This window comes from Streptomyces sp. NPDC002306 (assembly GCF_053593435.1).
This window is the reverse complement of sequence record NZ_JBSFCK010000021.1, coordinates 56,030-79,381: the sequence shown is the minus strand read 5'-3', so window position 1 is coordinate 79,381 and position 23,352 is coordinate 56,030. Positions and strand designations below refer to the sequence as shown.

At 73.2% G+C, this 23,352-nt stretch carries 19 protein-coding genes; 4 read left to right on the top strand and 15 right to left on the bottom strand.

The features are described from left to right. Positions 1-78 precede the first annotated feature (78 nt). On the bottom strand, positions 79-1,461 hold the full coding sequence (gene pdxR, locus ACWCQK_RS30170) for a MocR-like pyridoxine biosynthesis transcription factor PdxR (RefSeq protein ID WP_451160279.1): 1,383 nt from the start codon (positions 1,459-1,461) through the stop codon (positions 79-81). A 47-nt stretch (positions 1,462-1,508) separates the two neighbouring features. Here pdxR and ACWCQK_RS30165 point away from each other — a divergent pair, with 47 nt between their 5' ends. Then, entirely contained in the window at positions 1,509-2,045 is a 537-nt protein-coding gene (locus ACWCQK_RS30165; protein ID WP_451160277.1) for a carboxymuconolactone decarboxylase family protein, read from the top strand. A 201-nt stretch (positions 2,046-2,246) separates the two neighbouring features. On the opposite strand, the gene ACWCQK_RS30160 is transcribed toward ACWCQK_RS30165, so the two are convergent. The 5 genes from ACWCQK_RS30160 to ACWCQK_RS30140 form a co-directional block, all read right to left on the bottom strand. Next, positions 2,247-3,215, bottom strand: a complete 969-nt coding sequence (locus ACWCQK_RS30160; protein ID WP_451160275.1) for an ABC transporter substrate-binding protein — start codon at positions 3,213-3,215, stop codon at positions 2,247-2,249. 1 nt (position 3,216) lies between these two features. Further along, a complete protein-coding gene (locus ACWCQK_RS30155; protein ID WP_451160273.1) occupies positions 3,217-5,166 on the bottom strand; it encodes an ABC transporter permease in 1,950 nt (649 codons plus the stop codon). Then, positions 5,166-6,242 carry a quaternary amine ABC transporter ATP-binding protein gene (locus tag ACWCQK_RS30150; RefSeq protein WP_451160271.1) on the bottom strand — a complete coding sequence of 359 codons (1,077 nt, stop codon included), beginning with the start codon at positions 6,240-6,242 and terminating at the stop codon, positions 5,166-5,168. Before ACWCQK_RS30150 ends, ACWCQK_RS30155 begins: the two co-directional genes overlap by 1 nt. A 128-nt stretch (positions 6,243-6,370) precedes the next feature. Further along, entirely contained in the window at positions 6,371-7,936 is a 1,566-nt protein-coding gene (locus ACWCQK_RS30145) for a GMC family oxidoreductase (RefSeq protein ID WP_451160269.1), read from the bottom strand. Positions 7,937-7,985: 49 nt separating this feature from the next. After that, positions 7,986-9,512, bottom strand: a complete 1,527-nt coding sequence (locus tag ACWCQK_RS30140; protein WP_451160267.1) for an aldehyde dehydrogenase family protein — start codon at positions 9,510-9,512, stop codon at positions 7,986-7,988. A gap of 274 nt (positions 9,513-9,786) precedes the next feature. Between ACWCQK_RS30140 and ACWCQK_RS30135 the strand changes: the two genes are divergently transcribed. Beyond that, a complete protein-coding gene (locus tag ACWCQK_RS30135; protein WP_451160265.1) occupies positions 9,787-10,476 on the top strand; it encodes a siderophore-interacting protein in 690 nt (229 codons plus the stop codon). A 13-nt stretch (positions 10,477-10,489) separates the two neighbouring features. On the opposite strand, the gene ACWCQK_RS30130 is transcribed toward ACWCQK_RS30135, so the two are convergent. From ACWCQK_RS30130 to ACWCQK_RS30105, 6 genes are all read right to left on the bottom strand, one after another. Further along, on the bottom strand, positions 10,490-11,614 hold the full coding sequence (locus tag ACWCQK_RS30130; protein ID WP_451160263.1) for a hypothetical protein: 1,125 nt from the start codon (positions 11,612-11,614) through the stop codon (positions 10,490-10,492). Between the two features lie 134 nt (positions 11,615-11,748). Next, positions 11,749-12,738, bottom strand: a complete 990-nt coding sequence (locus tag ACWCQK_RS30125; protein WP_451160261.1) for a malate dehydrogenase — start codon at positions 12,736-12,738, stop codon at positions 11,749-11,751. A gap of 409 nt (positions 12,739-13,147) precedes the next feature. Then, positions 13,148-14,338: a helix-turn-helix domain-containing protein gene (locus tag ACWCQK_RS30120; protein WP_451160259.1), complete on the bottom strand. Its 1,191-nt coding sequence runs from the start codon at positions 14,336-14,338 to the stop codon at positions 13,148-13,150. Between the two features lie 388 nt (positions 14,339-14,726). After that, entirely contained in the window at positions 14,727-15,188 is a 462-nt protein-coding gene (locus ACWCQK_RS30115) for a helix-turn-helix domain-containing protein (protein WP_451160257.1), read from the bottom strand. 325 nt (positions 15,189-15,513) lie between these two features. Next, complete coding sequence (locus ACWCQK_RS30110; protein ID WP_451160357.1) at positions 15,514-15,984, bottom strand: DUF3017 domain-containing protein; 471 nt, start codon at positions 15,982-15,984, stop codon at positions 15,514-15,516. Between the two features lie 313 nt (positions 15,985-16,297). Next, a complete protein-coding gene (locus ACWCQK_RS30105; RefSeq protein ID WP_451160255.1) occupies positions 16,298-17,152 on the bottom strand; it encodes a bifunctional methylenetetrahydrofolate dehydrogenase/methenyltetrahydrofolate cyclohydrolase in 855 nt (284 codons plus the stop codon). Between the two features lie 267 nt (positions 17,153-17,419). Between ACWCQK_RS30105 and ACWCQK_RS30100 the strand changes: the two genes are divergently transcribed. Beyond that, complete coding sequence (locus ACWCQK_RS30100) at positions 17,420-18,043, top strand: hypothetical protein (protein ID WP_451160253.1); 624 nt, start codon at positions 17,420-17,422, stop codon at positions 18,041-18,043. 151 nt (positions 18,044-18,194) lie between these two features. On the opposite strand, the gene purH is transcribed toward ACWCQK_RS30100, so the two are convergent. Then, complete coding sequence (gene purH / locus ACWCQK_RS30095; protein WP_451160251.1) at positions 18,195-19,766, bottom strand: bifunctional phosphoribosylaminoimidazolecarboxamide formyltransferase/IMP cyclohydrolase; 1,572 nt, start codon at positions 19,764-19,766, stop codon at positions 18,195-18,197. Further along, positions 19,763-20,392, bottom strand: coding sequence for a phosphoribosylglycinamide formyltransferase (purN, locus tag ACWCQK_RS30090; protein ID WP_451160249.1), 630 nt, complete (start codon positions 20,390-20,392; stop codon positions 19,763-19,765). Before purN ends, purH begins: the two co-directional genes overlap by 4 nt. A gap of 268 nt (positions 20,393-20,660) precedes the next feature. Between purN and ACWCQK_RS30085 the strand changes: the two genes are divergently transcribed. After that, on the top strand, positions 20,661-21,446 hold the full coding sequence (locus ACWCQK_RS30085; protein ID WP_451160247.1) for a hypothetical protein: 786 nt from the start codon (positions 20,661-20,663) through the stop codon (positions 21,444-21,446). An 88-nt stretch (positions 21,447-21,534) separates the two neighbouring features. On the opposite strand, the gene ACWCQK_RS30080 is transcribed toward ACWCQK_RS30085, so the two are convergent. Further along, on the bottom strand, positions 21,535-23,283 hold the full coding sequence (locus ACWCQK_RS30080; protein ID WP_451160245.1) for a cell division protein PerM: 1,749 nt from the start codon (positions 23,281-23,283) through the stop codon (positions 21,535-21,537). Positions 23,284-23,352: the final 69 nt, after the last annotated feature.

The following is a 23,352-nucleotide window of genomic DNA, read 5'->3' as shown; positions in this document are numbered from 1 at the left end:
CCGTTCGGATCAGCCCGGAGCCGCATGGTCATGGGAGCGGTTCCAGAAGGTCTACGGGCGAGCGAATCGGTTCGGGTTCTACGGCAGCACCCTCAGGAGTGCCTCCAGGGCGCCCGTCCACGCGTGGTCCGAGGGGGTGCCGTAGCCGACGACCAGCGCGTCCGGGGCCTCGACGGTGGCCCGTGCGTGGCGGTAGCGGGACAGGCCGTGCAGGGCCAGCCCCTGCCAGGCGGCGGCCCGGACCACCGACTGCTCGGTGCCGGGCGGGAGCCGGACGACGGCGTGCAGCCCGGCGGCGATGCCGGTGACGCGGATGTCCGGCGCGTGGTCGGCGAGGGCCGCGACGAGGGCGTCACGGCGGCGCCGGTAGCGCTGGCGGGCGGCGCGCACATGGCGGTCGTAGGCGCCGGAGGTGAGGAACTCGGCCAGGGTCAGCTGGTCGAGGGCGCTGGTGGACGCGCCGCGGGCGGCCAGTGCCTCGGGGTCCAGGGACGGGGGCAGGACCAGCCAGCCCAGCCGCAGGCCGGGGGCGAGGGCCTTGCTGGCCGTGCCCAGGTAGACCACGTGGTCGGGGTCGAGGTCCTGGAGGGCGCCGACGGGCTGGCGGTCGTAGCGGAACTCACCGTCGTAGTCGTCCTCCAGGATCAGGCCGTCGGTGCGCCGGGCCCAGTCGACCGCGGCGGCCCGGCGTTCCGGGTGCAGGGCCACGCCCATCGGGAACTGGTGTGCCGGGGTCAGCAGCACCGCTTGCGCGTCGGGCAGGTCCTCGGTGCGGGCGCCGCGGTCGTCGGCGCGCAGCGGGAGCGTGCGCAGGCCGGTGCGCTCGACGAGGTCGCGGTGCTCATCGAGGCCGTACGGTTCCACGGCCAGGGTGCGCAGGCCGCGGTCGTGGAGTTCCTCGCCGAGCAGCCGCAGGCCCTGGGCGAATCCGGAGCAGACGAGGACGCGGTCGGGGTCGGCGCGTACGCCCCGGGCCCGGGAGAGGTAGGCGGCGAGCGCGGTGCGCAGTTCGACGCGGCCGCGCGGGTCGCCGTAGCCGAGGGCGTCGTTCGGGGCGGTGGCGAGGGCGCGCCGGGCGGCCTTGAGCCAGTCGGCGCGGGGGAAGGACGCGAGGTCGGGCGTGCCCGGGGCGAGGCTGTGGGCGGGGAGGCCGGGCCGGCGGGGCCGGCGTGCCGGATGGCCGGGCGGCCGGGGCAGGGCGCGTTCGGCGACGCGCGTGCCGGAGCCCTGGCGGGCGGTCAGCCAGCCCTCCGCGACCAGGTCGGCGTAGGCCTCGGCGACCGTGTTGCGGGCGATGCCCAGGTCGGCGGCGAGCGAGCGTGAGGACGGCAGCCGGGTACCGGGGGCCAGACGGCCGCCGCGGACCGCCTCGCGCAGGGCGTCGGTCAGGCCGCGGCGCAGGCCCGGTCCGGCCGGTTCCAGATGAAGGTCGACGCCTAAAGTGGCCCAGGATTTTGCCATGGAAATGGACCATACCTCCGGGCTGCCTCAGGCCTAGGGTCGACATCATGAGTACGAACCAGATCACCACCGAGGACAACGCCGGCGACGGTACGGCGCCGGTCGACGAGTACGCACCCGAGCACACCCCCCGCCTGGCCTGGGCCAAGCACGCGCCCGAGGTCTACAAGGCGATGGTCCGGCTGGACGCGGCCGCGCGGGCCGGGCTCGACCCGCGGCTGCTCGAACTGGTGAAGATCCGCGCCTCGCAGCTCAACCACTGCGCGTTCTGCCTCGACATGCACACCAAGGACGCGCTCGCGGCGGGTGAGAGCGTGGAGCGGATCATCCAGCTCGGCGCGTGGGAGGAGTCGCGGCACTTCTACACCGCGAAGGAGCTCGCGGCGATCGAACTGACCGAGGCGATCACCGTCCTGACAGACGGGTTCGTGCCGGACGAGGTGTACGAGAAGGCCGCCGGACAGTTCGAGGAGGCCGAGCTGGCCCAGCTGATCGCCGCGATCACGGTGATCAACGCGTGGAACCGGTTCGGCGTGAGCACCCGCATGGTGCCCGGGCACTACCGGCCGGGTCAGCACGCCTGACCGCCCGCACGCGGCTGCCCACCACCGTGGCCGGGGCAGCCGCGTCCTCCCCGAGGACTCGGAGGGTCAGTGCGTCGCGTCCGCCCCGAGGACTCGGCGGCCGGGGCACCCTGTCCTTCCCGAGGACTCGGGGAGGCGTGCAGTCATGTCCTCCCCGAGGTAGGGGAGGAGGGCAGCCGCGTCCTCCCCGAGGACTCGGGATCAGGGCAGCCACGTCCTCCAGGTTGACTCGTGGCCGTCCACCCACTTCTTCGCCGCCTCCTCGGGGCTCAGCTTCTGGTCGGCGATCATCAGTGACACGGCGTTCTGGTCCTCGGTCGTCCACCGGAACTTCTTCAGGAAGGCGGCCGCCTCGCCGCCGTCCGCGGAGAAGCCGGCGTTGAGGTACTTCCGCAACGGGGTGTGCGGGTAGGCGCAGGCCACCTTCGCCGGGTCCGCGTCACAGCCCTCCTTGTAGGCCGGCAGTTCCACCTCGGTCATCGGGACCTTCTCGAACAGCCACTGCGGCGCGTACCAGTAGGTGAGGAAGGGCTTCCTCTCCTTCGCGAACTGCCGGATCTGGGTGATCTGCGCGGCCTCCGAACCGGCGAACACCACCTGGTAGTCCAGCTTGAGGTTCTCCACCAGCGCCTTGTCGTTGGTGACGTAGGAGGGCGAGCCGTCCATCAGCTGGCCCTTGCCGCCGCTCTCGGCAGTGCGCAGCTGAGAGGCGTACTTGTCGAGGTTCTTCCAGTCGGTGACGTCGGGGTGCTGCTCGGCGAAGTACTTCGGGACGTACCAGCCGATGTGTCCGGTGACCCCGAGCTCGCCGCCGGAGGTGATCGTCTTCTTGTCCTCGACGTACCGCTTCTCCTGGTCGGGGTGGCCCCAGTCCTCCAGGATCGCGTCGACCCGGCCCTGGCTGAGGGCGTCCCAGGCGGGGACCTCGTCGACCTGGACGGTGTCGACGCGGTAGCCAAGCTTGTGTTCGAGGATGTACTGGGCCACGGCCACGTTGGCCTGCGCGCCCACCCAGGACTGCACGGACAGGGTCACCGTCTTCGCGCCCTGGGCGTTGGCGAAGGGCGAGGCCTGCTTCGTCATGTCGGCGGCGCCGCAGCCGGTCAGCAGCAGGAGCGCCGCCGCGCCGGCCATCGCGGTCGCGGATGTCGTACGCGTACGACGTCGCATGTCACGCTCCCTTCTTCGGGCGTCGCCCGGTCGGCTGGGTCACCCGGTCGAGCATCAGGCCGAGGCAGACGATCGCGGCGCCGGCCACCAGGCCGGTCGCGAGGTCGCCCTGGGCGAGGCCGAAGACGGCGTCGTAGCCGAGCGCGCCACCGCCGACCAGGCCGCCGATGATGACGACGGCGAGGACCAGGACCACGCCCTGGTTGACGGCGAGCAGCAGCGACCGCCGGGCCAGCGGCAACTGCACCTGGCGCAACTGCTGGCCGCTGGTCGCGCCGAGCGAGCGGGCGGCCTCCATCGCGGCCGGGTCGACCTGGCGCAGGCCCTGGGTGGTGATGCGGACGACGGCCGGGAGCGCGTAGACGATCGCGGCGGCCACGGCCGGGGCGCGGCCGACGCCGAACAGCGCGACGACCGGGATCAGGTACACGAACTGCGGCATCGTCTGGCAGACGTCCAGGAGCGGGCGCAGGGCGCGTTCGATGCGGTCGTCGCGGGCGGCCGCGACGGCCGTGGCGAAGCCGAGGACGAGGGTGACGGCGACGGCCGCCAGGACCTGCGAGAGCGTGTCCAGGGCCGGTTCCCACACGCCGAGCACGCCGATCGCGGCCATGGCAAGGACGGCGGTGAGCGCGGTGCGCCAGGTGCCGATCAGCCAGGCGAGGGCCGCGACGAGCAGCAGCACGGACCACCAGGGCAGCCATTGCAGGCCGTCGCGCAGCGGGTCCAGGACCCAGGTGGTGAAACGGCCGGCCCAGTCGGCGGTGCCGCCGACGTACGGGACGCCCGAGTACAGGTGGGCGGTCATCCAGTCGACGACGCGGTTGACCGGCTCGGCGATGCGCACCGTGAGCGCGTCGGGCCAGTCGAGGCGGTCCGCCCAGCGGCCGACGAGGGCCACGGCGACCACGGCGGCGAGGGCGTACGCCCCCTGCGCGCGGGCCTGCCCGGGGCGTGGGTCGCCCAGCCGCTCCCCCGCCGCGCCCGTCACCCGGTCCAGGACGACGGCGAGCAGCACGATCGGGATGCCGGCGGCGAGCGCCGCGCCGACGTCGACCGAGGCCAGCGCCTGGTAGACGCGGTCGCCGAGGCCGCCCGCGCCGATCACCGACGCGATGACGGCCATGGACAGCGCCATCATGATCGCCTGGTTGACGCCGAGGAGGAGTTCCTTGCGGGCGAGCGGGATCCGGGCGGTCAGCAGGCGCTGGCGGCCGGTGGCGCCGAGCGACTCGACGGCCTCCAGGACCCCCTGGTCGGCGCCGCGCAGACCGAGCGCGGTGAGCCGGGCCATGGGCGGTGCGGCGTAGACGACGGTGGCGAGCACGGCGGCCGGGACGCCGATGCCGAAGACGAGCACGACCGGGAGCAGGTAGGCGAAGGCGGGCATCACCTGCATGGTGTCCAGGACCGGGCGCAGGGCCCGGTCCATACGGTCGGACAGACCGGCCGCCAGGCCCAGCAGGGCGCCCACGGCGACCGAGGCGAGGACCGCGACCACCATGAGGGCGAGCGTCTGCATGGTCGGCACCCACATGCCGAGCAGCCCGCAGGCCAGGAATCCGGCGGCCGTGCCGAGCGCGAGGCGCACCCCGGCCGCCCGCCAGGCGACGAGCGCGCCGAGGACGGTCACGCCCGCCCAGCCGGCGCCGAGGAGCAGCAGGTACACGGCGCGTACGGAGAGGACGACCGCGTTGCTGACGTAGCCGAGGAAGTACAGGAACAGGGGGTGGCTGTCGCGGTTGTCGATGATCCAGTCGCTGGCTCTGGACAGCGGCTCGGTCAGGTCGACGGTGAGCGCGTGCGGCCAGCTGCCGTCGGGCCAGCGGGCAGCCGCGAGCGGCACCAGGACCGCCGCGGCGAGCGCGAGGAGCGCCAGCTTGGCCACAGCACGGTGGCCGAGGACGCCCGGCAGGGATGTACGCGGGGCGGGAGCGGTGACCGTCGCCATCACGCCGCCTCCTCGGAGGTCTCCGTTCCGGCGACCACGCCGAGCAGCCGCTCGTGGTCGACGACCCCCAGACAGTGCCCGTCGCGCACCACACAGGCCGCCCTGCCGCTGTCGGCGACGACCCTGATCGCGTCGGCGACCACCGTGTCGGGGGCGAGCGCGCCGGGGTGGTCCGGACCGCCGCAGCCCCCGGCGCGCATGATCGTGCGGACCGTCATGACCTGTTCGCGCGGGACGTCCCGGACGAACTCGCGTACGTAGTCGTCGGCCGGGGAGCCCACGATCTCCTCCGGGGTGCCGAGCTGCACGATGCGGCCGTCGCGCATGAGGGCGATGCGGTCGCCGAGCCTGAGGGCCTCGTTCAGGTCGTGGGTGATGAAGACCATCGTGCGGCCCTCCTCGCGGTGCAGCCGGATCACCTCCTCCTGCATGTCACGCCGGATCAGCGGATCGAGCGCGCTGAACGGCTCGTCGAAGAGCAGGACCTCGGGGTCGACGGCGAGGGCGCGGGCCAGGCCGACCCGCTGCTGCTGGCCGCCGGACAGCTGGCCGGGCCGCCGCTGTTCCATGCCCTCCAGGCCGACCTTGGCGACGACCTCGGCGGCCCGCTCGCGCCGCTCGCGGCGGGACACGCCCTGGATCTCCAGGCCGTACGCCACGTTGTCGAGGACCGTGCGGTGCGGGAGCAGGCCGAAGTGCTGGAAGACCATCGCGGCCCGGTGACGGCGCAGTTCGCGCAGGCGCGCCCGGTCCATGGCGCGGACGTCCTCGCCATCGATGGCGATGGTGCCGGCGGTCGGTTCGATCAGCCGGGTGAGGCAGCGCACGAGCGTGGACTTGCCGGAGCCGGACAGGCCCATCACGACGAAGACCTCGCCCTTGCGGACGTCGAAGGCCACGTCCCGGACGGCGGCCGTGCAACCGGTACGGGTACGCAGTTCGGCGGGGTCGAGGGCGGTGAGCCCGGGGTCGGCGGGGATCCGCTCGGCCTTCGGGCCGAACACCTTCCACAGACCCTCGACGGAGAAGACGGGCGTGCCGCCGCCGGACGTACCGCCGCCGGAAGCACTGCTCACGGGAGTGCCGCTCAAAGAGGGGTCGCTCGCACGGGATTCGCTTCCACGGGTCTCGCTCGCACGGGTTTCGCTCGCACGGGTTTCGCTCGCACGGGTTTCGCTTACAGGGGACACACGGGACTCGCTCATCACGCACCGCCTCCGATCAGGTCCACGGCCCGCTCGCCGACCATCAGCACCCCGATCATCGGGTTCACGGCGGGCATCGTCGGGAAGACGGACGCGTCGGCGACGCGGATGCCGTCCAGGCCGCGCACGCGCAGCTCGGGGTCGACGACCGCCCCCGTGTCGTCGGCGGCGCCCATGCGGCAGGTGCCCGCCGGGTGGTACACGGTGTGCGCGACCTTGCGGGCGTACTCGCTCAGCTCGGCGTCGCCCAGCACCTCCGGGCCCGGGCACACCTCCCGCTTGAGCCAGCCGGCCAGCGGCTCGGTCTTCGCGATCTCGCGGGCGATGCGGATCCCGTCGACGAGGGTGCGGCCGTCGTAGTCGTCCTCGTCGCTGAAGTAGCGGAAGTCCAGCGCGGGCTTGACGGACAGGTCCGCGCTGGTGAGGTGGAGCCGGCCGCGGCTCTTCGGCTTGGGGATGTTCGGGGTCAGGGAGACACCGAACTCCGGGCGCTGGTAGCCCAGTCGCTCCGGGTTGTCGGTGAACGGGATCTGGTAGAAGTGGAACATCAGGTCCGGGCCCGCGTGGTCGGGGTCGCGGCGCACGAACAGACCGGCGTCGGAGTCCATCGCGGAGTTCTCCGGAAGGGGTCCGTGGGTCTCCCAGACGATCACCGACTCGGGATGGTCGAGCAGGTTCTCGCCGACACCGGGCAGGTCGTGCGCGACGGGGATGCCGAGGGCTTCCAGCTGCTCGCGCGGGCCGATGCCGGAGTGCAGCAGCAGCCGGGGCGAGTCGACGGCACCGGCGCACAGCAGCACCTCGCGCCGGGCCCGTACGAGGATCTCCTCGCCGTCCTTGGTGCGCACGTGCACGCCCTCGGCGCGGGTGCCGCTCAGCTGAAGCCGGTACGCCCAGGTCTCCAGCAGGATCGTCAGGTTCGGGCGTTCGTCCATCACCGGGTGCAGGTACGCCACCGACGCGCTGGACCGCTTGTTGTTCTCGGGGTGGTAGGCGAGGTCGAAGAAGCCGACGCCGTCCGTGAAGGGCTTCTTGTTGAAGCCCTCGACCAGGGGGACGCCGAGCGCTTCCCGTGCCGCGTCGACGAAGTCGCGGGCGATGGCGTTCCGGTCCTTCTCGTCGACCGGGACGATGTTGTTGAGGAGGCGGGCGAAGTACGCCTCCATCGGCACCGCGCCCCAGCCCTTCGCCCCGGCCGCCTCCCACTCGTCCCAGTCGGACGGCAGCGGCTTGAAGGCGATGAGCGTGTTGTGGGAGGAGCAGCCGCCCAGGACGCGGGCCCGGCTGTGCCGGATGTGCGAGTTGCCGCGGGGCTGTTCGGTGGTCGGGTAGTCGTAGTCCAGCTCGCCGCCGAGCAGGCCCATCCAGCGGCGCAGGGTGAGGACGTCGTCGCGGCCGACGTCGCTGGGGCCGCCCTCGATGACGGCGACGGTGACGTCGGGGTTCTCGGTGAGGCGGGAGGCGATGACGGATCCGGCGGTGCCGCCGCCTATGACGACGTAGTCGTACGCGTGGGGGGTGCCGGGCGTGGGCGGATTCTCGGGTGTCGGCGGGTTCGCGGACATGGAGGGGCTCCAAGGGGTGGGGGGTTCGGGCGAGTCGGGAGGGGGGAACTCAGCCCGTGAACCAGCGCACCGGCCGCGGTGCGAGGTTCTGGTAGACGTGCTTGGTCTCGCGGTACTCGGCGAGTCCGGCGGGGCCGAGTTCGCGCCCCACTCCGCTCTTTCCGAAGCCGCCCCACTCCGCCTGCGGGAGGTAGGGGTGGAAGTCGTTGATCCAGACGGTGCCGTGGCGCAGGCGGCCCGCGACGCGGCGGGCGCGTCCGGCGTCGGCGGTCCAGACGGCGCCGGCGAGGCCGTACTCGGTGTCGTTGGCGAGCGCGACCGCCTCGTCCTCGGTGCGGAAGGTCTCCACGGTGAGCACCGGCCCGAAGACCTCCTCCCGGACGACCCGCATCTCGCGGTGGCACTGGTCGAGGACCGTCGGTTCGTAGAAGTAGCCGGTGGCGGGCCGGGTCGCGGTGGGCTCCGGTCGCCTGCCGCCGGCCCGCAGCACCGCGCCCTCGGCGAGCGCGGACTCGACGTACGCCTCGACCTTGGCGCGCTGCTGCTCGGAGACGAGCGGGCCGCACTCGACGCCGTCCTCGGTGCCGCGGCCGAGGCGGATCCGGCCGGCCCGGCGGGCGAGTTCGGCGACGAAGCGCTCCCGGAGGGACTCCTCGACGAGGAGGCGGCCGCCGGCCGAGCAGACCTGGCCGCTGTGGATGAAGGCCGCGTTGAGAGCCTGGTCGACGGCCGTGTCGAAGGACTCGTCGGTGGCGCAGGCGTCGGCGAAGACCACGTTGGGGTTCTTGCCGCCGAGTTCGAGGGCGACCTTCTTCACGCTCGGGGCGGCGGCCCGGGCGACCTCGGTGCCGCTGGCGAGGCCGCCGGTGAAGGAGACGAGGTCGACGTCGGGGTGTTCGGCGAGCCGGGCGCCGACCGAGTGGCCGGGGCCGGTGACGAGGTTGGCGACCCCGGCGGGCAGACCCGCCTCGACGAGCAGGTCGATCAGCGCGACGGTGGTCAGGGGCGTGATCTCGCTCGGCTTGACGACGAAGGTGTTGCCGGCCGCGAGCGCGGGAGCGATCTTCCAACTCGCCTGGAGAAGGGGGTAGTTCCAGGGGGTGATCAGGGCGCACACCCCGACGGGTTCGTGGACGACGACACTGTGGACGTCGGGCGAGCCCGCGTCGACGACGCGGCCGGGGGCCTCCGCGGCGACCAGATCGGCGAAGTAGCGGAAGGCGTCGGCGACGCAGTCGATGTCGACCCGGCCCTCTTGGAGCGTCTTGCCCGCGTCCCGGCTCTCCAGCAGTCCGAGCGGCTCGCGGTCGCGCAGCAGGAGGCCGGCGACGCGGCGCAGCAGCGCGGCGCGCTCGGCCACGGGGGTGCGGGGCCACTCGCCCTGACCGCCGCCGAAGGCCTCGCGGGCGGCCGCCACGGCCAGGTCGGTGTCCTTCTCGTCGCCCTCGGCGACCACGGCGAACGGCCGGGCGTCCGCGGGGTCGAGGATCTCGCGCGTGGCGCCGGAGACGGCTTCACGCCATTCCCCTCCCGCGTGGATGGTCCTGCGCGCCTGGAGTTCCGTTCTGTCGGCCATGATCGGTATTGCCTTCCGTTCCTGTTCAGCGCCCCTGTGTGACAGGACTGTCACTCACCGGGACCGTGAGCGCCTGCCCTCGGCCTCCGGATGCATGCGCGATTCATGACCGAAAGTGCGCCGCGTCACGGAACAACCGGACACGCGGCGCCAAAGGGTGCCGCGTCCGACAAGAACGCGCACTATCGCGTCCGGCCGTGAACGCGATACTGTCGCGTTCGTCCCGCCTTCGCTGTCACCTTCCCTCCCCCACCGCCCAGTTGAGGAGCCACCCGTGCCCGCTCTCCTGAACCCCGTCCTCGACCTGCTGATGCTCCGCGGCACCGTCACCGAGGCCGAACCGGTCACCGCCCGCATGCGCCGACTGCGCGTCGAGGGCGACACACTCGCCGGCCTCGACGTCCGCCCCGGGCAGCAGGTCCGCGTCCTGGTCGGCTCCGGACTGACCCGTCGTACGTACTCGGTGTGGCGCTACGACCCCTCCGGCGCGGTCGAGTTGTGCGTGCTGGACCACGCCGGAGCGGGGCCCGGAGCACGCTGGGGCCATGACGTGGAGGTCGGCGCGCAGGTCCGCCTGGGCAAGCCCGAGGGGTCGTTCACGCTCCGCCCCGACGCCGCCCACCATGTCTTCGTCGGGGAGGAGACGGCGTCGGTCGCCTTCGGTTCGATGCTGGCCGCGCTGCCCGAGGGAGCGCGGGTCTCCGGCTGCGTGGAGACGCGGACGGCGGCGGACCGGCTGCCGGTGGCCCACGCCGAACGGCTCGACTGGGTGGTCCGGGGCGAGACCTCGCTCCCCGACGCCGTACGGAGGCTGGCTCCCGGGCCCGGCGGGGTCGCGTATGTCGCCGGGGAGGCGCGGACGGTTCAGGAGGTGCGCCGGGTGCTCGTCCGGGAGGCCGGGTGGGACCGGCGGTCGGTGCTCACCAAGCCGTTCTGGGCACCGGGCAAGCGGGGGCTGGAGTAGGAGGGGCCGGAGGTCACGCGCACGCGCCGCCCGGCGGACAGAAGGAGGCCAGCGCCGTGGTGAGCGGCGCGCGGACCAGGTCGGCGGCGAGGTTCTCGGGGCCACTGGCCCGGATCGCGTAGAGGGTGCCGTCGGCCGCCCGGAAGCGGTGGTCGATCACCTGCCGGGGACCCTTGTCCGCGTCGTCGTAGCGGTAGGTCAGCTCGGACCAGGCCGCGTCGGACGTGCGGTCGAGGGCCGCGTAACCGGGCTGGCGCGCGAAGCCGTAGCCGGGGTCGCGCTCGGCGAGGTCCAGGGAAGCGGCCGGCGTGGACTCGGTGAGCGCGAAGATCTGGAGCTGGCGGCCGTCGTCCGGGGAGTCGTAGTAGACGATCGGGGCCTTCTCGCCCTGCTTCTGTCTGCGGGTCCAGTCCTCGGGGACGGCGACGGTGTAGCCGACCGGGTCGCGGGCCGTGCGATAGCCCGGGGCGGCCGACGCGGACGGGGAGACGACCGGCTCGGCCGGGGCGGACGTCGGCGCCGAGGGCGATGGCGACGCGGGGGTATTCGCGGGTGTCTTCGCGGGCGATGAGGTCACGCCGGCACCGACGGACGGGGTGGCGCCGGTCGCGGCGGAGTGGTCGAGGGCGAAGTACCAGATCCCGGCTCCGGCGCCCGCGCCGAAGACGACCGTGGCGGTGACGACGAGCAGGACGCGAGCCCCGCGCACACGAGCGGGGGCGGGCGGGCGAGCCTGCGTGGGGGCGGGGGCATACGTGGGCGCGGGGGCCTGCCCCGGCATGGCGGCGTACCCGGGCGTGGCGGCGTACCCGGGCGTCGCGGCGTACCCCGGCGTGGGACCGTGACCGGCCGTGGGCGTCCACGGGGGCGGGGGGCTTCCGTCGACCTGGGGCGGCGCGGGCGGCCACGGCGGGGGAAGCGCGTCGCCGGCCGGAGTCGGCGGCGGTGCCCACGGCGGCGGAAGCGCCGTGCCGGTCCGGGTCTCCGCCGAGGCCCACGGCGGGGTCGAGCCGTCCTCGGCGGCCCAGGCCGCCCGGCCGCTCTCCTCGCTCGGCTCGTGTTCGTGCTCGTTCTCGCGCCCGTGCCCATGCCCGTGCTCCGCCTCGGAGCCGGAGCCGTTCCATCCGAATCCGCCCATCGTGACCCCCCGAACGCCCCTGCTGGGTATCACTTCTGACGGTAGCGGCGAAAACGGCCACAGGCCCTGTTCCGGCCGAAACCGGAACAGGGCCTGTGCGCGGTCGTGACAGAACCGCGGAAACCACGCGAAGGCTAGATGAGGCCGAGACCGCGGACCGCCTCGCGCTCCTCCTCGAGCTCCTTGACGGAGGCGTCGATGCGGGCGCGGGAGAACTCGTTGATGTCCAGGCCCTGGACGATCTCGTACTTGCCGTCCTTCGTGGTGACGGGGAAGGAGGAGATCAGGCCCTCCGGGACGCCGTAGGAGCCGTCCGACGGGATGCCCATGGAGGTCCAGTCGCCGTCCGCCGTGCCGTTGACCCACGTGTGCACGTGGTCGATGGCGGCGTTGGCGGCGGAGGCCGCGGAGGACGCGCCACGGGCCTCGATGATCGCGGCGCCACGCTTGGCGACGGTCGGGATGAAGTCCTCGGCCAGCCACTTCTCGTCGCTGACGACCTCGGCCGCGTTCTTGCCGGCGACCGTGGCGTGGAAGATGTCGGGGTACTGGGTGGCGGAGTGGTTGCCCCAGATGGTCAGGCGCTTGATGTCGGCGACCGTGCTGCCCGTCTTCTTCGCGAGCTGGGTCAGCGCGCGGTTGTGGTCCAGGCGGGTCATCGCGGTGAAACGCTCGGCCGGTACGTCCGGCGCGGCGGCCTGGGCGATGAGCGCGTTGGTGTTGGCCGGGTTGCCGACGACGAGGATCTTGATGTCGTCCGCGGCGTGGTCGTTGATGGCCTTGCCCTGCGGCTTGAAGATGCCACCGTTGGCGGAGAGCAGGTCACCGCGCTCCATGCCCTTGGTGCGCGGACGGGCGCCCACCAGGAGGGCCACGTTGGCGCCGTCGAAGGCGACGTTCGGGTCGTCCGAGATGTCGATGCCCTGCAGGAGCGGGAACGCGCAGTCGTCCAGCTCCATCGCCGTGCCCTCGGCGGCCTTCAGCGCCGGGGTGATCTCCAGCAGGCGCAGCCTGACCGGCACGTCCGCGCCGAGCAGCTGGCCGGAGGCGATGCGGAAGAGCAGGGCGTAACCGATCTGGCCGGCCGCGCCGGTGACGGTGACGTTCACGGGAGTGCGGGTCATGGCGTTCTCCGTATGACAGCTGGCGGTGGGGCGTCCCTGCCCCGGGGGTTCGGGATCCCCGCCGTCGGCTCGTGACCGGCGCCGGCCGCGATGATCGATCAACCGTGCGAATGATCGATCTCTTGGCGTCAAGAGAGATCCAGCGGTCAGGCTATCGCGCCCACGGGATCCCGGTGGCGCGGGTCCGTGTGGCCCGTCCCACAGAGTGGCGCCGACGGTGTGAACAGGGCGCCGCCCACAGGTGACCCGGCCGGGAAAAGGAGGCGGCCGCCGGTCCGGGAGAGGGGACACAGGCGGCCGCCGTGGGGGTGCCGGATCGCCGGACTCCCGTGGGGGTGACATCCGCCTGCCCCGGATGCCGGCGACCATGCCTGTCTCTCACCGGTTTGTTTCGACGGCCTGTCGCCGCCTACCGGGTGCACCCCTTCTGCCCGGACGCCAGCGTCGCGCACGCCGTCGCCTCGCCCGCGTCCTTCACGGCCAGCATCGGCGTGTACGCGATGGTGTCCCCTACGGTCGTGATGTTCCCGGACTGCTCGGCCGTACCGACCTTCACCTGGACCTCGTCCCCCTGCGCCGCCTGGGTGATGCGCCCCCACGCCGCCCCGCAGGCCTTGCTGTAGCGGACCTCCAGAACGGTCGCGCCGACGGTGGCGCTCTTGGCGGTGGTCACCAGGTCGCCACTGCAGCCCATGCTCTCCGCGTCCTTGCCGGTGCAGCCGGCGCCGGCGCACTTCACCCCGGCGGGCAGAGCGGGGCCGCCACTGACGGACGGCGAGGGCGACGCGGTCGCCTTCTTGTTCTTCCCGGAACCGTCCCCGCCCGCGAAGAAGAACACGGCGGCCATGACGACGAGGACCCCGACGAGGCCCGCGAGGAACATCGTGGCCCGCCGCTTCCCGCCCGAGGAACCGGAGCCGTCCCGCGCAGCGCCGTCCCCCGGCCCCGCGCCCTGCGGCGGCTCACCGTACGGGCTCGCGGCCGCCTGGGACGGGGGCTTGGCGCCCGTGCCGGCGCCCAGCCCGATGCCGGCGCCGGGTATGGGGCCCGGACCCGAACCGGGCCCCGGGCGGGCGGCGGAACCGGAGAGGGAACCGAAACCGGCGTCGGAGCCGCCTCGTGCGGCGGTGTCCCGCTCCCGGCCGCCCGCGTCGGGTGCCGTCGGCTGCGGCGGCACCGTCGGGGCGACACCCGCGGGGCCCGCGACACCCGGGGCCACCGTGGCGCTGCCGCCCTTGCGGGCCGCCCGGCCCGGCTTGGCGTTCGCCGGCGGCGCGCCGAACTCCCCCAGCGCGGCACGCGCCTGCGAGATCCGGATCGCCTCCATGGTCATGTCGTGTCGCATCTCCGAACGGCTCCAGGCGCGTTCCGCGAGCTCCCACATGGTGGTCAGGTGCGTCGGGTTGGTGCCGGTGACCTCGGCCAGGGCGACGATCGCACCCTTCGGCGCGAGGAGCCGTCCGTTGAGGTAGCGCTCCCAGGACGTCTTGCTGTAGCCCGTGCGGTCGGCCACCGCCGCAACGCTCAGGCCGCTCCGGTCCACCAGCCGCCGCAGCTGACTGGCGAACTCTCTGACCTGCGGATCGAGTTCATCCGGCAAGGCCCTCCAACGAGGCATGGAACCCCCCTCTTCCCCCTGGTACGTGCCGGTCGTTCCCCGTACGTGACGCCCTTCGCCGAGTCGCGTCGCCCGGCCAAGTCCCGTTCTGGCCTACCCACAGGGATGCGCCCGGCAAGGGGCTCAGTTCCCGGAGCGGGGGCGCACGGGAGCGTTCGGGCGATGTGCGCGCACCCGTGCACGCCTGGCCGAGCTCAGGACGTCCCGGTGAGGACGCCCCCCGAGAGACCTCCCCGAACGACGTTCCGGACCGTCCCGATGGGACACGTTAGTCGCGCTGTACGGACATTCGGGATGTTTTTCGAATGTGCCAACTCATCGACACAGCGGGCGCACACCCGCCATCACTTGTGCCACAGGGGTGTTCGGATCACCCAGCGACCACGGCGCCGACGACGGCGGTGAGCAGCAGAACGAGCAGGAGCAGTACCGCGTACAGCAGCAGGCGTCCGGCCGGCCGGGGCGGCGGCTGTTCCTCCGGGCGCTCCCACCACGGGACGGTCGGGTCGTCCTCGTACGCCTCGCCGTCCGTCCCCCGCGCGGGCTCCGCCGCCGGGCGGGGCCAGGCCTCGACGGCCAACTCCCAGCGGACGCCGTAGCGTTCCGCGTCCGCCCCGGCCAGCCCCGCGACCCGGCAGAGCGCCGCCACGGCCTGCCGGGGCGGGGGCTGCACGGCGTTGAGATAGCGCTGCCAGGAGGACTTGCTGTACGCGGTGCGCGCGCCGAGCGCGGCCAGGCTGAGGCCTGTGCCGTCCTTCAGGAGCCGCAGTTGTTCCACGAAGTGCCGTACCTCCGGCGGCAGCCCGTCCGGCAGCGGCTGCCAGCCGCCCATCGCCCACCTCCACGGCGTTCCTCGCCCTGCCCGATCGGGGGACGACGGGGGACGGCCGATCGGTTCCCGGGCACCGCCCCAGCTGTGGCATGGCGCCGACACGGTAGCGGAACGGTCACTTCCGTGCCACAGCGCGCTGTCGGCCGTTGAACAGGCCGTTCACGGCGGGGAGGGTGGATACCGGCGGCGGTCCGTCCTTCATCGGGGGTGAGGACGGGCCGCCGTACGTACGGCGGATCCGCGCGGCGGAAGAGAGCCTCCGCGGCGCGGCGGCCGAGCGCCGCGGTGGCCGCGGGAGCAGCGCGGGCGGCCGCGGAACCGCAGATCAGCTGCTGACGCTGAAGTGCAGCGCGCCCTTCAGGAACGGGATCACCAGCCACGGGTTCGGCTGCGCCATCAGTGCCAGGAGCACGATGATGAGGCCCAGCACGCCGTACGTGGCGATGTCCGTGAAGCGGGAGCGCACCGCGAGCATGCCGACGCCGGGCAGTGCCCAGCGCATCACGGCTCCGGCGAGCAGGGCGGCGCCGACCAGTATCGTCCCGACCCGGAACAGGTCCAGCGCCGTCAGCAGCAGACCGAGCGCGACCACGATGAGCACGGCGAGGATCGGCCACTGCCGGGCGGGCGCCGGGGCGTCGCCGGGCGCGGCCCGGCCACCGCCCTCGGGGCGCGCGGTGTCCTTGGTGAACAGCGGGAACCGGCGCGTGGTACGCCGGGGCGCGCCTTCGGCGTCGGGCGCGCTGATCGGATCGCGGACGGTGAGTTCCCCGTCGCCGTCCACGTCACCGTTCACGTCACCGCGCGCATCGCCGTGCGCACCACCGTTCACGTCGTCGCGCGCGTCGCCGTTCACATCACCGCGGGCACCACCGTTCGCGTTCTCGCCCGCACTGCCGTTCGCGTCCCCCGGTGCGGCACCGTTCGTGCCCGCGTGCGCACCACCGTTCGCGTTCCCCGGTGCCTCGTCGTGGGCGTCACCGCGCGCCTCGCCCTGCGCCTCGCCGCGCGCCTCGCCCTGCGCGTCGTCGTGGGCGTCAGGGCGCGCGGCGTCGCGCGGTTCGTCCCCCGCCGTGTCCGGCGCGGGCTCCTGCCGGGTGCCCTTCGCTTCAGGCGACACTGCGCTCCGCCGCCTCGACCACGTTGACGAGCAGCAGGGCGCGGGTCATCGGGCCGACCCCGCCGGGGTTCGGGGAGATCCAGCCGGCGACCTCGGCGACATCCGGGTGGACGTCACCGACGATCTTGCCCTCGGCGTTGCGCGAGACACCGACGTCGAGGACGGCGGCGCCCGGCTTGACGTCCTCGGGGCGGATCAGATGCGCGAAACCGGCCGCGGCGACGATGATGTCGGCCTGCCGGAGGTGGGCGGAGAGATCACGGGTGCCGGTGTGGCACTGGGTCACCGTGGCGTTCTCGCTGCGCCGGGTCAGCAGCAGCGGCATCGACCGGCCGATGGTGACGCCCCGGCCGACGACCACGACCTCGGCGCCCTTGGTCTCCACGCCGTAGCGGCGCAGCAGGGTCAGTACGCCGTTGGGGGTGCAGGGCAGCGGAGCGGGCTCGTTGAGGACGAGCCGGCCGAGGTTGGTCGGGTGCAGGCCGTCGGCGTCCTTGTGCGGGTCGACCAGTTCGAGGATGCGGTTCTCGTCGATGCCCTTGGGCAGCGGCAGCTGGACGATGTAACCGGTGCACGACGGGTCCTCGTTCAGCTCCCGTACGACCGCCTCGATCTCCTCCTGCGTGGCCGTGGCGGGCAGCTCGCGCTGGATGGACGCGATGCCGACCTCGGCGCAGTCGCGGTGCTTGCCGGCGACGTACTTCCGGCTGCCGGGGTCGTCCCCGACGAGGATCGTGCCGAGGCCGGGCGTGAGGCCCTTCTCCTTCAGCACCGCCACGCGGGCGGTCAGATCGGACTTGATCTCGGCTGCGGTGGCCTTGCCATCGAGAATCTGGGCGGTCATGACCCCATCCTCCCGGATGACGGCCCCCCGGTTCCAATCCGGGTCCGTCCGGGACCGTCCGCTCCCCCTATCCACCCATTGATCGTCGATGTTGCACTTGCACAACACATACGGAATGCGGCTGGACAAGTAAGAGGCGTCTAAAGAACCATGAGCAGCACAGTGTCGCGGGCAGTACCGGGGGGACGGACCGCATCTGTAGAACTTTCCTCCGAAACCGAGCCGCGCGTCGTCCCCGCACTTGGGCAACACGGAGGAAGGACCGCCATGAGTTTCGGCGACCCGAACAACCCCTACGGGCAGCCGCCCCAGCAGCCGCCGGCCGCTCCCGGCTACGGCTACCCCCAGCAGCCGCCCGGCGTCCCGCCGCAGCAGGGCTACGGATACCCGCAGCAGGGGTACCCCGGTTACCCCGGGGTGAACGCGCTGCCGCAGACGATGCCGGGTCTGATGATGACCGCGCGGGTCCTGCTCTACATCGTGGCGGCCGTGCAGATTCTCATCGGCATCTTCTCGATCTTCGGCGCCGCCACCCTCAACGACGCCTCCAACTCGGGCGAGGACGCCTTCGGCGACAACGGCTTCTCCGACATCGGCCACGCGTCGGCGGGCATCATCTTCGTCGTCGCGGTGCTCTTCCTGGCTCTGGCGGGACTGTCGATCACCCTGGGCGTGAAGTTCGCCCGCGGCGGCCAGGGCATCCGCATCACCACCATGATCTACGGCATCCTGGGCGCCCTCTTCGGCGTCCTGATCCTGATCGGCGCGGCCGACGCCGGTTCCTCGGCCGCTCTGGTGTGGGCGCTGCTGTGGATCGGTTTCGGCGGCATCATGGCGGCGGCGATGATCGCCCCGTCCGGCTCCGCCTGGTTCAACCGCCCGCGGTACTGAACGGGGCGCCGCGGCCGCACGGTTCGCGCCGACGCACCACCCGAGGGCCGTGCCCCACCCCCGCCGAGGGGAGGGACACGGCCCCCGTGCTGTCCACGCACTCGGCGCACGGTCTCAGTCGACGCTCCACGCACCATCTCCGTGCACGCGCTCAGTGGAAGAAGTGCCGCGTCCCGGTGAAGTACATCGTGACGCCCGCCTTCTCCGCGGCCTCGACGACCAGCTCGTCACGGACCGAACCGCCGGGCTGGACCACGGCCTTGACGCCGGCCGCGGTGAGGATCTCCAGGCCGTCGGGGAACGGGAAGAAGGCGTCGGAGGCGGCGTACGCACCGCGCGCCCGCTCCTCGCCGGCCCGCTCGACGGCCAGCTTCGCGGAGTCGACCCGGTTGACCTGTCCCATGCCGACACCGACCGAGGCGCCGTCCTTGGCGAGCAGGATGGCGTTGGACTTCACGGCCCGGCACGCCTTCCAGGCGAAGGCGAGCTCGGCCAGTTCGTCCGCGCCGAGCGCCTCGCCGGTGGCGAGGGTCCAGTGGGCGGGGTCGTCGCCGTCGGCCTGGAGCCGGTCGGTCACCTGGAGCAGCGCGCCGCCGTCGATGGGCTTGACCTCGGTGGGGTTCGAGGGCGCCGCCGGGGCCTTCAGCACCCTGATGTTCTTCTTCTTGGCGAGGGCCTCCAGAGCCCCCTCCTCGTAACCGGGCGCCACGATGACCTCGGTGAAGATCTCCGCGACCTGCTCGGCCATCTCCTTGCTGACCGGCCGGTTGACGGCGATCACCCCGCCGAACGCCGACAGCGGGTCGCAGGCGTGCGCCTTGCGGTGCGCCTCGGCGACGTCGGCGCCGACCGCGATACCGCACGGGTTGGCGTGCTTGATGATCGCGACGGCCGGCTCGGCGTGGTCGTACGCGGCACGGCGGGCGGCGTCCGTGTCCGTGTAGTTGTTGTACGACATCTCCTTGCCGTGCAGCTGCTCGGCCTCGGCGAGGCCGTGGCCCGTGCCGTCGACGTAGAGCGCGGCCGGCTGGTGCGGGTTCTCGCCGTAGCGCAGGGTGCTCTTGCGCTCCAGGGTGGTGCCGAAGAAGTCGGGGAACACCGAGTCGTCGACGGGGGCGTAGGAGCTCGCGAACCAGCCCGCCACCGCCATGTCGTACGACGCCGTGTGCTGGAAGGCCTCGGCGGCGAGCCGCTTGCGGGTGGCGAGGTCGAACCCGCCGTCCGCGACCGCGGCCAGGACGTCGGCGTAACGCTGCGGGCTGGTGACCACGGCGACCGACGGGTGGTTCTTGGCGGCGGCGCGGACCATCGAGGGGCCGCCGATGTCGATCTGCTCGACACACTCGTCGGCCGAGGCGCCCGAGGCGACGGTCTCACGGAACGGGTAGAGGTTCACGACGACCAGGTCGAACGGCTCGACGCCCAGCTCGGCGAGCTGCTCGCGGTGGCTCTCCAGCCGCAGGTCGGCCAGGATGCCGGCGTGGACCTTGGGGTGCAGGGTCTTGACGCGGCCGTCCAGGCACTCGGGGAAGCCGGTGAGCTCCTCGACCTTGGTGACGGGGACACCGGCGGCGGCGATGCGGGAGGCGGTGGACCCGGTGGAGACCAGCTCGACGCCGGCCTCGTGCAGCCCGCGGGCCAGCTCTTCGAGTCCGGTCTTGTCGTAGACGCTGACGAGCGCGCGGCGGATGGCCCGCTTGTTGCTCTCGGCGGTGGCGGTCACTGGATAACTACCTTTCGTCCCTCAATGCGATAGCCGTTGCGGGCGAGCCGCCCCACGACATCGACGAGCAGCGTGCGCTCGACTTCCTTGATGCGCTCGTGCAGAGCGCTCTCGTCGTCCTCGTCCCGGACCTCGACCACGCCCTGGGCGATGATCGGTCCGGTGTCGACGCCGTCGTCGACGAAGTGGACGGTGCAACCGGTGACCCTGGCGCCGTACGCGAGCGCGTCCCGTACGCCGTGGGCCCCGGGAAAGCTGGGCAGCAGGGCGGGGTGCGTGTTGACGAACCGGCCGCCGAACCGGGCGAGGAACTCCTTGCCCACGATCTTCATGAACCCGGCCGACACGACGAGGTCGGGCTCGTGGGCGGAGACGGCGTCCGCGAGGGCCGCGTCCCACTCCTGCCGGCTGCCGTGGTCCTTCACCCGCGTGACGAAGGTCGGCAGCCCGGCCCGCTCGGCGCGCGCGAGCCCCTCGATGTCGTCGCGGTCCGCGCCGACGGCGACGACCTCGGCTCCGTACGCCTCGACACCGACGGTCTCGATGGCGTCGAGGAGCGCCTGGAGATTGGTGCCTGATCCGGAGACCAGCACGACGAGGCGCTTGGCCACGGGCTTGGCGGCCACGATGGAGCCCTTTCTCGGGGAAGCGTTTGTACAGTCGTACGAATGCTTCGCGCCCCGGGATACGGGGAAGTCTACGAAGCGGCCGACCGTCAGCAACGATACCGGCACACGAGGCGGCCCCCACGGGACGGGGGCGTGGCCGGAAGGTAGCGTCTGCGAGGAGTGGGCTCGGGAACGCGGTCGGTGTGCGGTGCGTTCACGAAGAGACAGCTCACGCAGGACCCGTCGCGATACCAGTCGTATTCACCAAGGGGAAGACGCTCACTTGATGCCGGACCGCAGCCAGCGACTCCTCACGCTCCCCCCGCTGTCGACGCGGGGAGCGGTGCGCAGCGGTGTGCTGCTGCGCGAGCGGCCCACCTCGCCGCCGGAGACCCCCTCGGGCAAGGACAACGGCGGCGAGCAGGGCGGCAACGGCCCGGCTCCCGAGGACAACCCCTTCGCCCCGCCGCCGGAGGGCACGCCCGACCGGCCGTGGCAGCCGCGGCGCCCGGCGGGCGGCGCGGGGGACAACGGCGACGCTCCCTGGGGCAGCCAGTGGAGCGACCGGCAGCCCGGCCGCGGCCAGGGCGGCTTCGGCCAGCGCCCCGGCGGCGGCAACAGCGGCGGCGGCCCGGAGGGGCCGTCCGGCGGCGGCTCCGGCACCGGCATGCGCTGGGACCCGACGGACCCCGCCCAGCGCCGGGCGCGCTACGCCCTGTTGAGCGGCATGTGGGCCTTCTTCTTCGCCCTCTTCAGCTGGCCCTACGTGGCCCTGCTGCTGGGCGCCCTGTCCCTCTACTGGGGCATCAGCGCCCTGCGGATCAAGCCCCGCACCCCCGACCCGAACACCCCGTCCACCGACACCGGCGGCGGCCGCCCGCAGACCACCGCCGCCGTGAGCGGCCTGGTCACGGCGTCCCTGGCGATCGCCCTGGTCGCCGCGGGCTTCACCGCGCAGCTCGTCTACCGCGACTACTACACCTGCACGACCGACGCCCTCACCAACGAGGCGAAGCACTCGTGCAAGGAGCTCCTCCCGGAGGAACTCCGCGGAGTCCTCGGGACGAACTGACCGACGCCCGCCCCATCCGTCCATCCGTCCGTCCATCCCCTCCGGGCCGTCCATCCCCTCCGGGCCGTCCGGCCCGGAGGGGCCGGCGTCAGTCCCGAGGCCCGCTCTCCTCCTCCGGCGGCCCGGACGCGTCCCGCAACGCCGCCCAGCGAGCCTCACGCGCATCCTCGTCGTACCAGGACCCGAACAGCGGCAGCGGCACCTCCTCCACGGCGGGCGGGTCGGCCGGCAGCAGATCGTACGGACTCTCGGCCCCGGAGCGCCCCTCGGTCCCCTGAGCGGCGCCCGCCTCCGTCGACCGCCCGGCCGCTCCCCGGAGCCACGGCCGCCGACGTCCGTTCAGCCACCCTCGCGACCCCGCGTCCCCCTGCTCCTCCGCCTCCCGTGGCCTGCCGATCGTCGACACACCCGCCGATCCCGGCACCCCCGGCGATCCTGACGCCTTCGTCGACTCCGAGGTTTTCGTCGATCCCCACGCCCCCGTCGCGCCCGCCAGCACGCCGCGCCCGCCTCGGCACCGCCACCCGCGCACCACCACCGCCACCGAAATCCCCACGGCGGCCGTCCACAGCAGCGCCGCTCCGCCCACCTGCCACCACACCGGCCCGAATCGGGCGAGGGCGGCGACGCCTAGCGGTCCGCCCGCCAGCCCGGCGAACACCGACAGCACCACCGCGCAGAGCACCGCCGACAGCCCGGCCGAACCCGCGGTCCGTCGGAGCGACCAGATCCCCGCCGTCTCCTCCCGGCGCAGCGCCGCACCGGCCGTGAACCAGCCCACCGTCACCCCGGCCGCCACCGGCACCACCACGCACGCCCAGTTCACCGGCGTGCCGGGACCCGCGTCCGGGACCGCCGCCAGCAGGGGGAACGGCGGGAGCAGCGGCGCGGGCGCCGAGGACAGCGGACCCGTCACATGGCCGACGCCCAGCGCGAAGCCGGGGCCGAGGGCGTAGGCGGCCGCCCAGACCACGGCGTTCGGCACCAGCACCAGGCAGAGCAGCAGGACCGCGAACCGCCCCGACCAGCCCGCCGTCAGCTGCCAGAAGGACGCCCGGGCCGCCCCTCCGTGCCACACCAGCGAGGCCCCCAGCAGCAGCGCGCCGCCGCCGGCGAACACCGCCGCGCCGGCACCCGCGGCCCGCGCGGCGGCCCCGAGCCGCTCCCGGGCGTCCGCCCCGAGAACGAGCCGCCGCAACCCGCCCGGCAGCAGGATCAGCACGCTGTCCACGGGCTCGCGCGGCCGCCCGTACGCCGTCCACACTCCCGCCCCGGCCCCCGCCACGGCGACCAGCGGCAGACAGACCCCCGTCCACGTCCACGAGGGCCGCAGATCACCGCTCGCGGCGTAGAGGGCGGCGGCCGCGCCGACCGCGAGGTAGCCGAGGACGACGCCCACCCACGCCGTGCGCGCGGCCACCCGCGGCACGTCCTCGTCCGGATCCTGATCCACCTCCGCGTTTGCGTCCGGAGCGCCGTCCACCGCGTCCCGCGCCGCCCGGTACACCAGCCAGGCCGGCAGCGCGAACAGCAGCAGCGGGGTGATGCCCACGGGCGCCGGGACGCCGGACAGGGTGTCGGTGCGGACCAGTTCGGCGCCGTGCGCCAGCAGCCACAGGGCGGCGGCGACATGCAGGGCGCCGCCCGGCCCGCTGTCGGGGTACGGCGAGCTGATCCACAGCACCATCACGAGCACGGCGAACGAAGCGAGCCCGAGCCCCGCGGCGACGGCGCCGCCCAGGACACTGGGGGCCAGTCCCGGCGAACGGTCTCGGACCCGGGCGAGCAGGGGCGACAACGGCGGTCGGCGAGCGGTCATCTGGATCACGCCCGTCATGCTCCCAACGACACGCGCTTTCCCGGCGTAACAGGCGAACCTCCGCCGTGTCACTCAATATACGTTTAT

Bases quoted from the DNA above. Each gene is read 5' to 3' on its own strand.
- pdxR (WP_451160279.1), bottom strand. From the start codon at position 1,461: ATGGCAAAATCCTGGGCCACTTTAGGCGTCGACCTTCATCTGGAACCG.
- ACWCQK_RS30165 (WP_451160277.1), top strand. From the start codon at position 1,509: ATGAGTACGAACCAGATCACCACCGAGGACAACGCCGGCGACGGTACG.
- ACWCQK_RS30160 (WP_451160275.1), bottom strand. From the start codon at position 3,215: ATGCGACGTCGTACGCGTACGACATCCGCGACCGCGATGGCCGGCGCG.
- ACWCQK_RS30155 (WP_451160273.1), bottom strand. From the start codon at position 5,166: ATGGCGACGGTCACCGCTCCCGCCCCGCGTACATCCCTGCCGGGCGTC.
- ACWCQK_RS30145 (WP_451160269.1), bottom strand. From the start codon at position 7,936: ATGTCCGCGAACCCGCCGACACCCGAGAATCCGCCCACGCCCGGCACC.
- ACWCQK_RS30140 (WP_451160267.1), bottom strand. From the start codon at position 9,512: ATGGCCGACAGAACGGAACTCCAGGCGCGCAGGACCATCCACGCGGGA.
- ACWCQK_RS30130 (WP_451160263.1), bottom strand. From the start codon at position 11,614: ATGGGCGGATTCGGATGGAACGGCTCCGGCTCCGAGGCGGAGCACGGG.
- ACWCQK_RS30125 (WP_451160261.1), bottom strand. From the start codon at position 12,738: ATGACCCGCACTCCCGTGAACGTCACCGTCACCGGCGCGGCCGGCCAG.
- ACWCQK_RS30115 (WP_451160257.1), bottom strand. From the start codon at position 15,188: ATGGGCGGCTGGCAGCCGCTGCCGGACGGGCTGCCGCCGGAGGTACGG.
- ACWCQK_RS30105 (WP_451160255.1), bottom strand. From the start codon at position 17,152: ATGACCGCCCAGATTCTCGATGGCAAGGCCACCGCAGCCGAGATCAAG.
- ACWCQK_RS30100 (WP_451160253.1), top strand. From the start codon at position 17,420: ATGAGTTTCGGCGACCCGAACAACCCCTACGGGCAGCCGCCCCAGCAG.
- ACWCQK_RS30085 (WP_451160247.1), top strand. From the start codon at position 20,661: ATGCCGGACCGCAGCCAGCGACTCCTCACGCTCCCCCCGCTGTCGACG.
- ACWCQK_RS30080 (WP_451160245.1), bottom strand. From the start codon at position 23,283: ATGACGGGCGTGATCCAGATGACCGCTCGCCGACCGCCGTTGTCGCCC.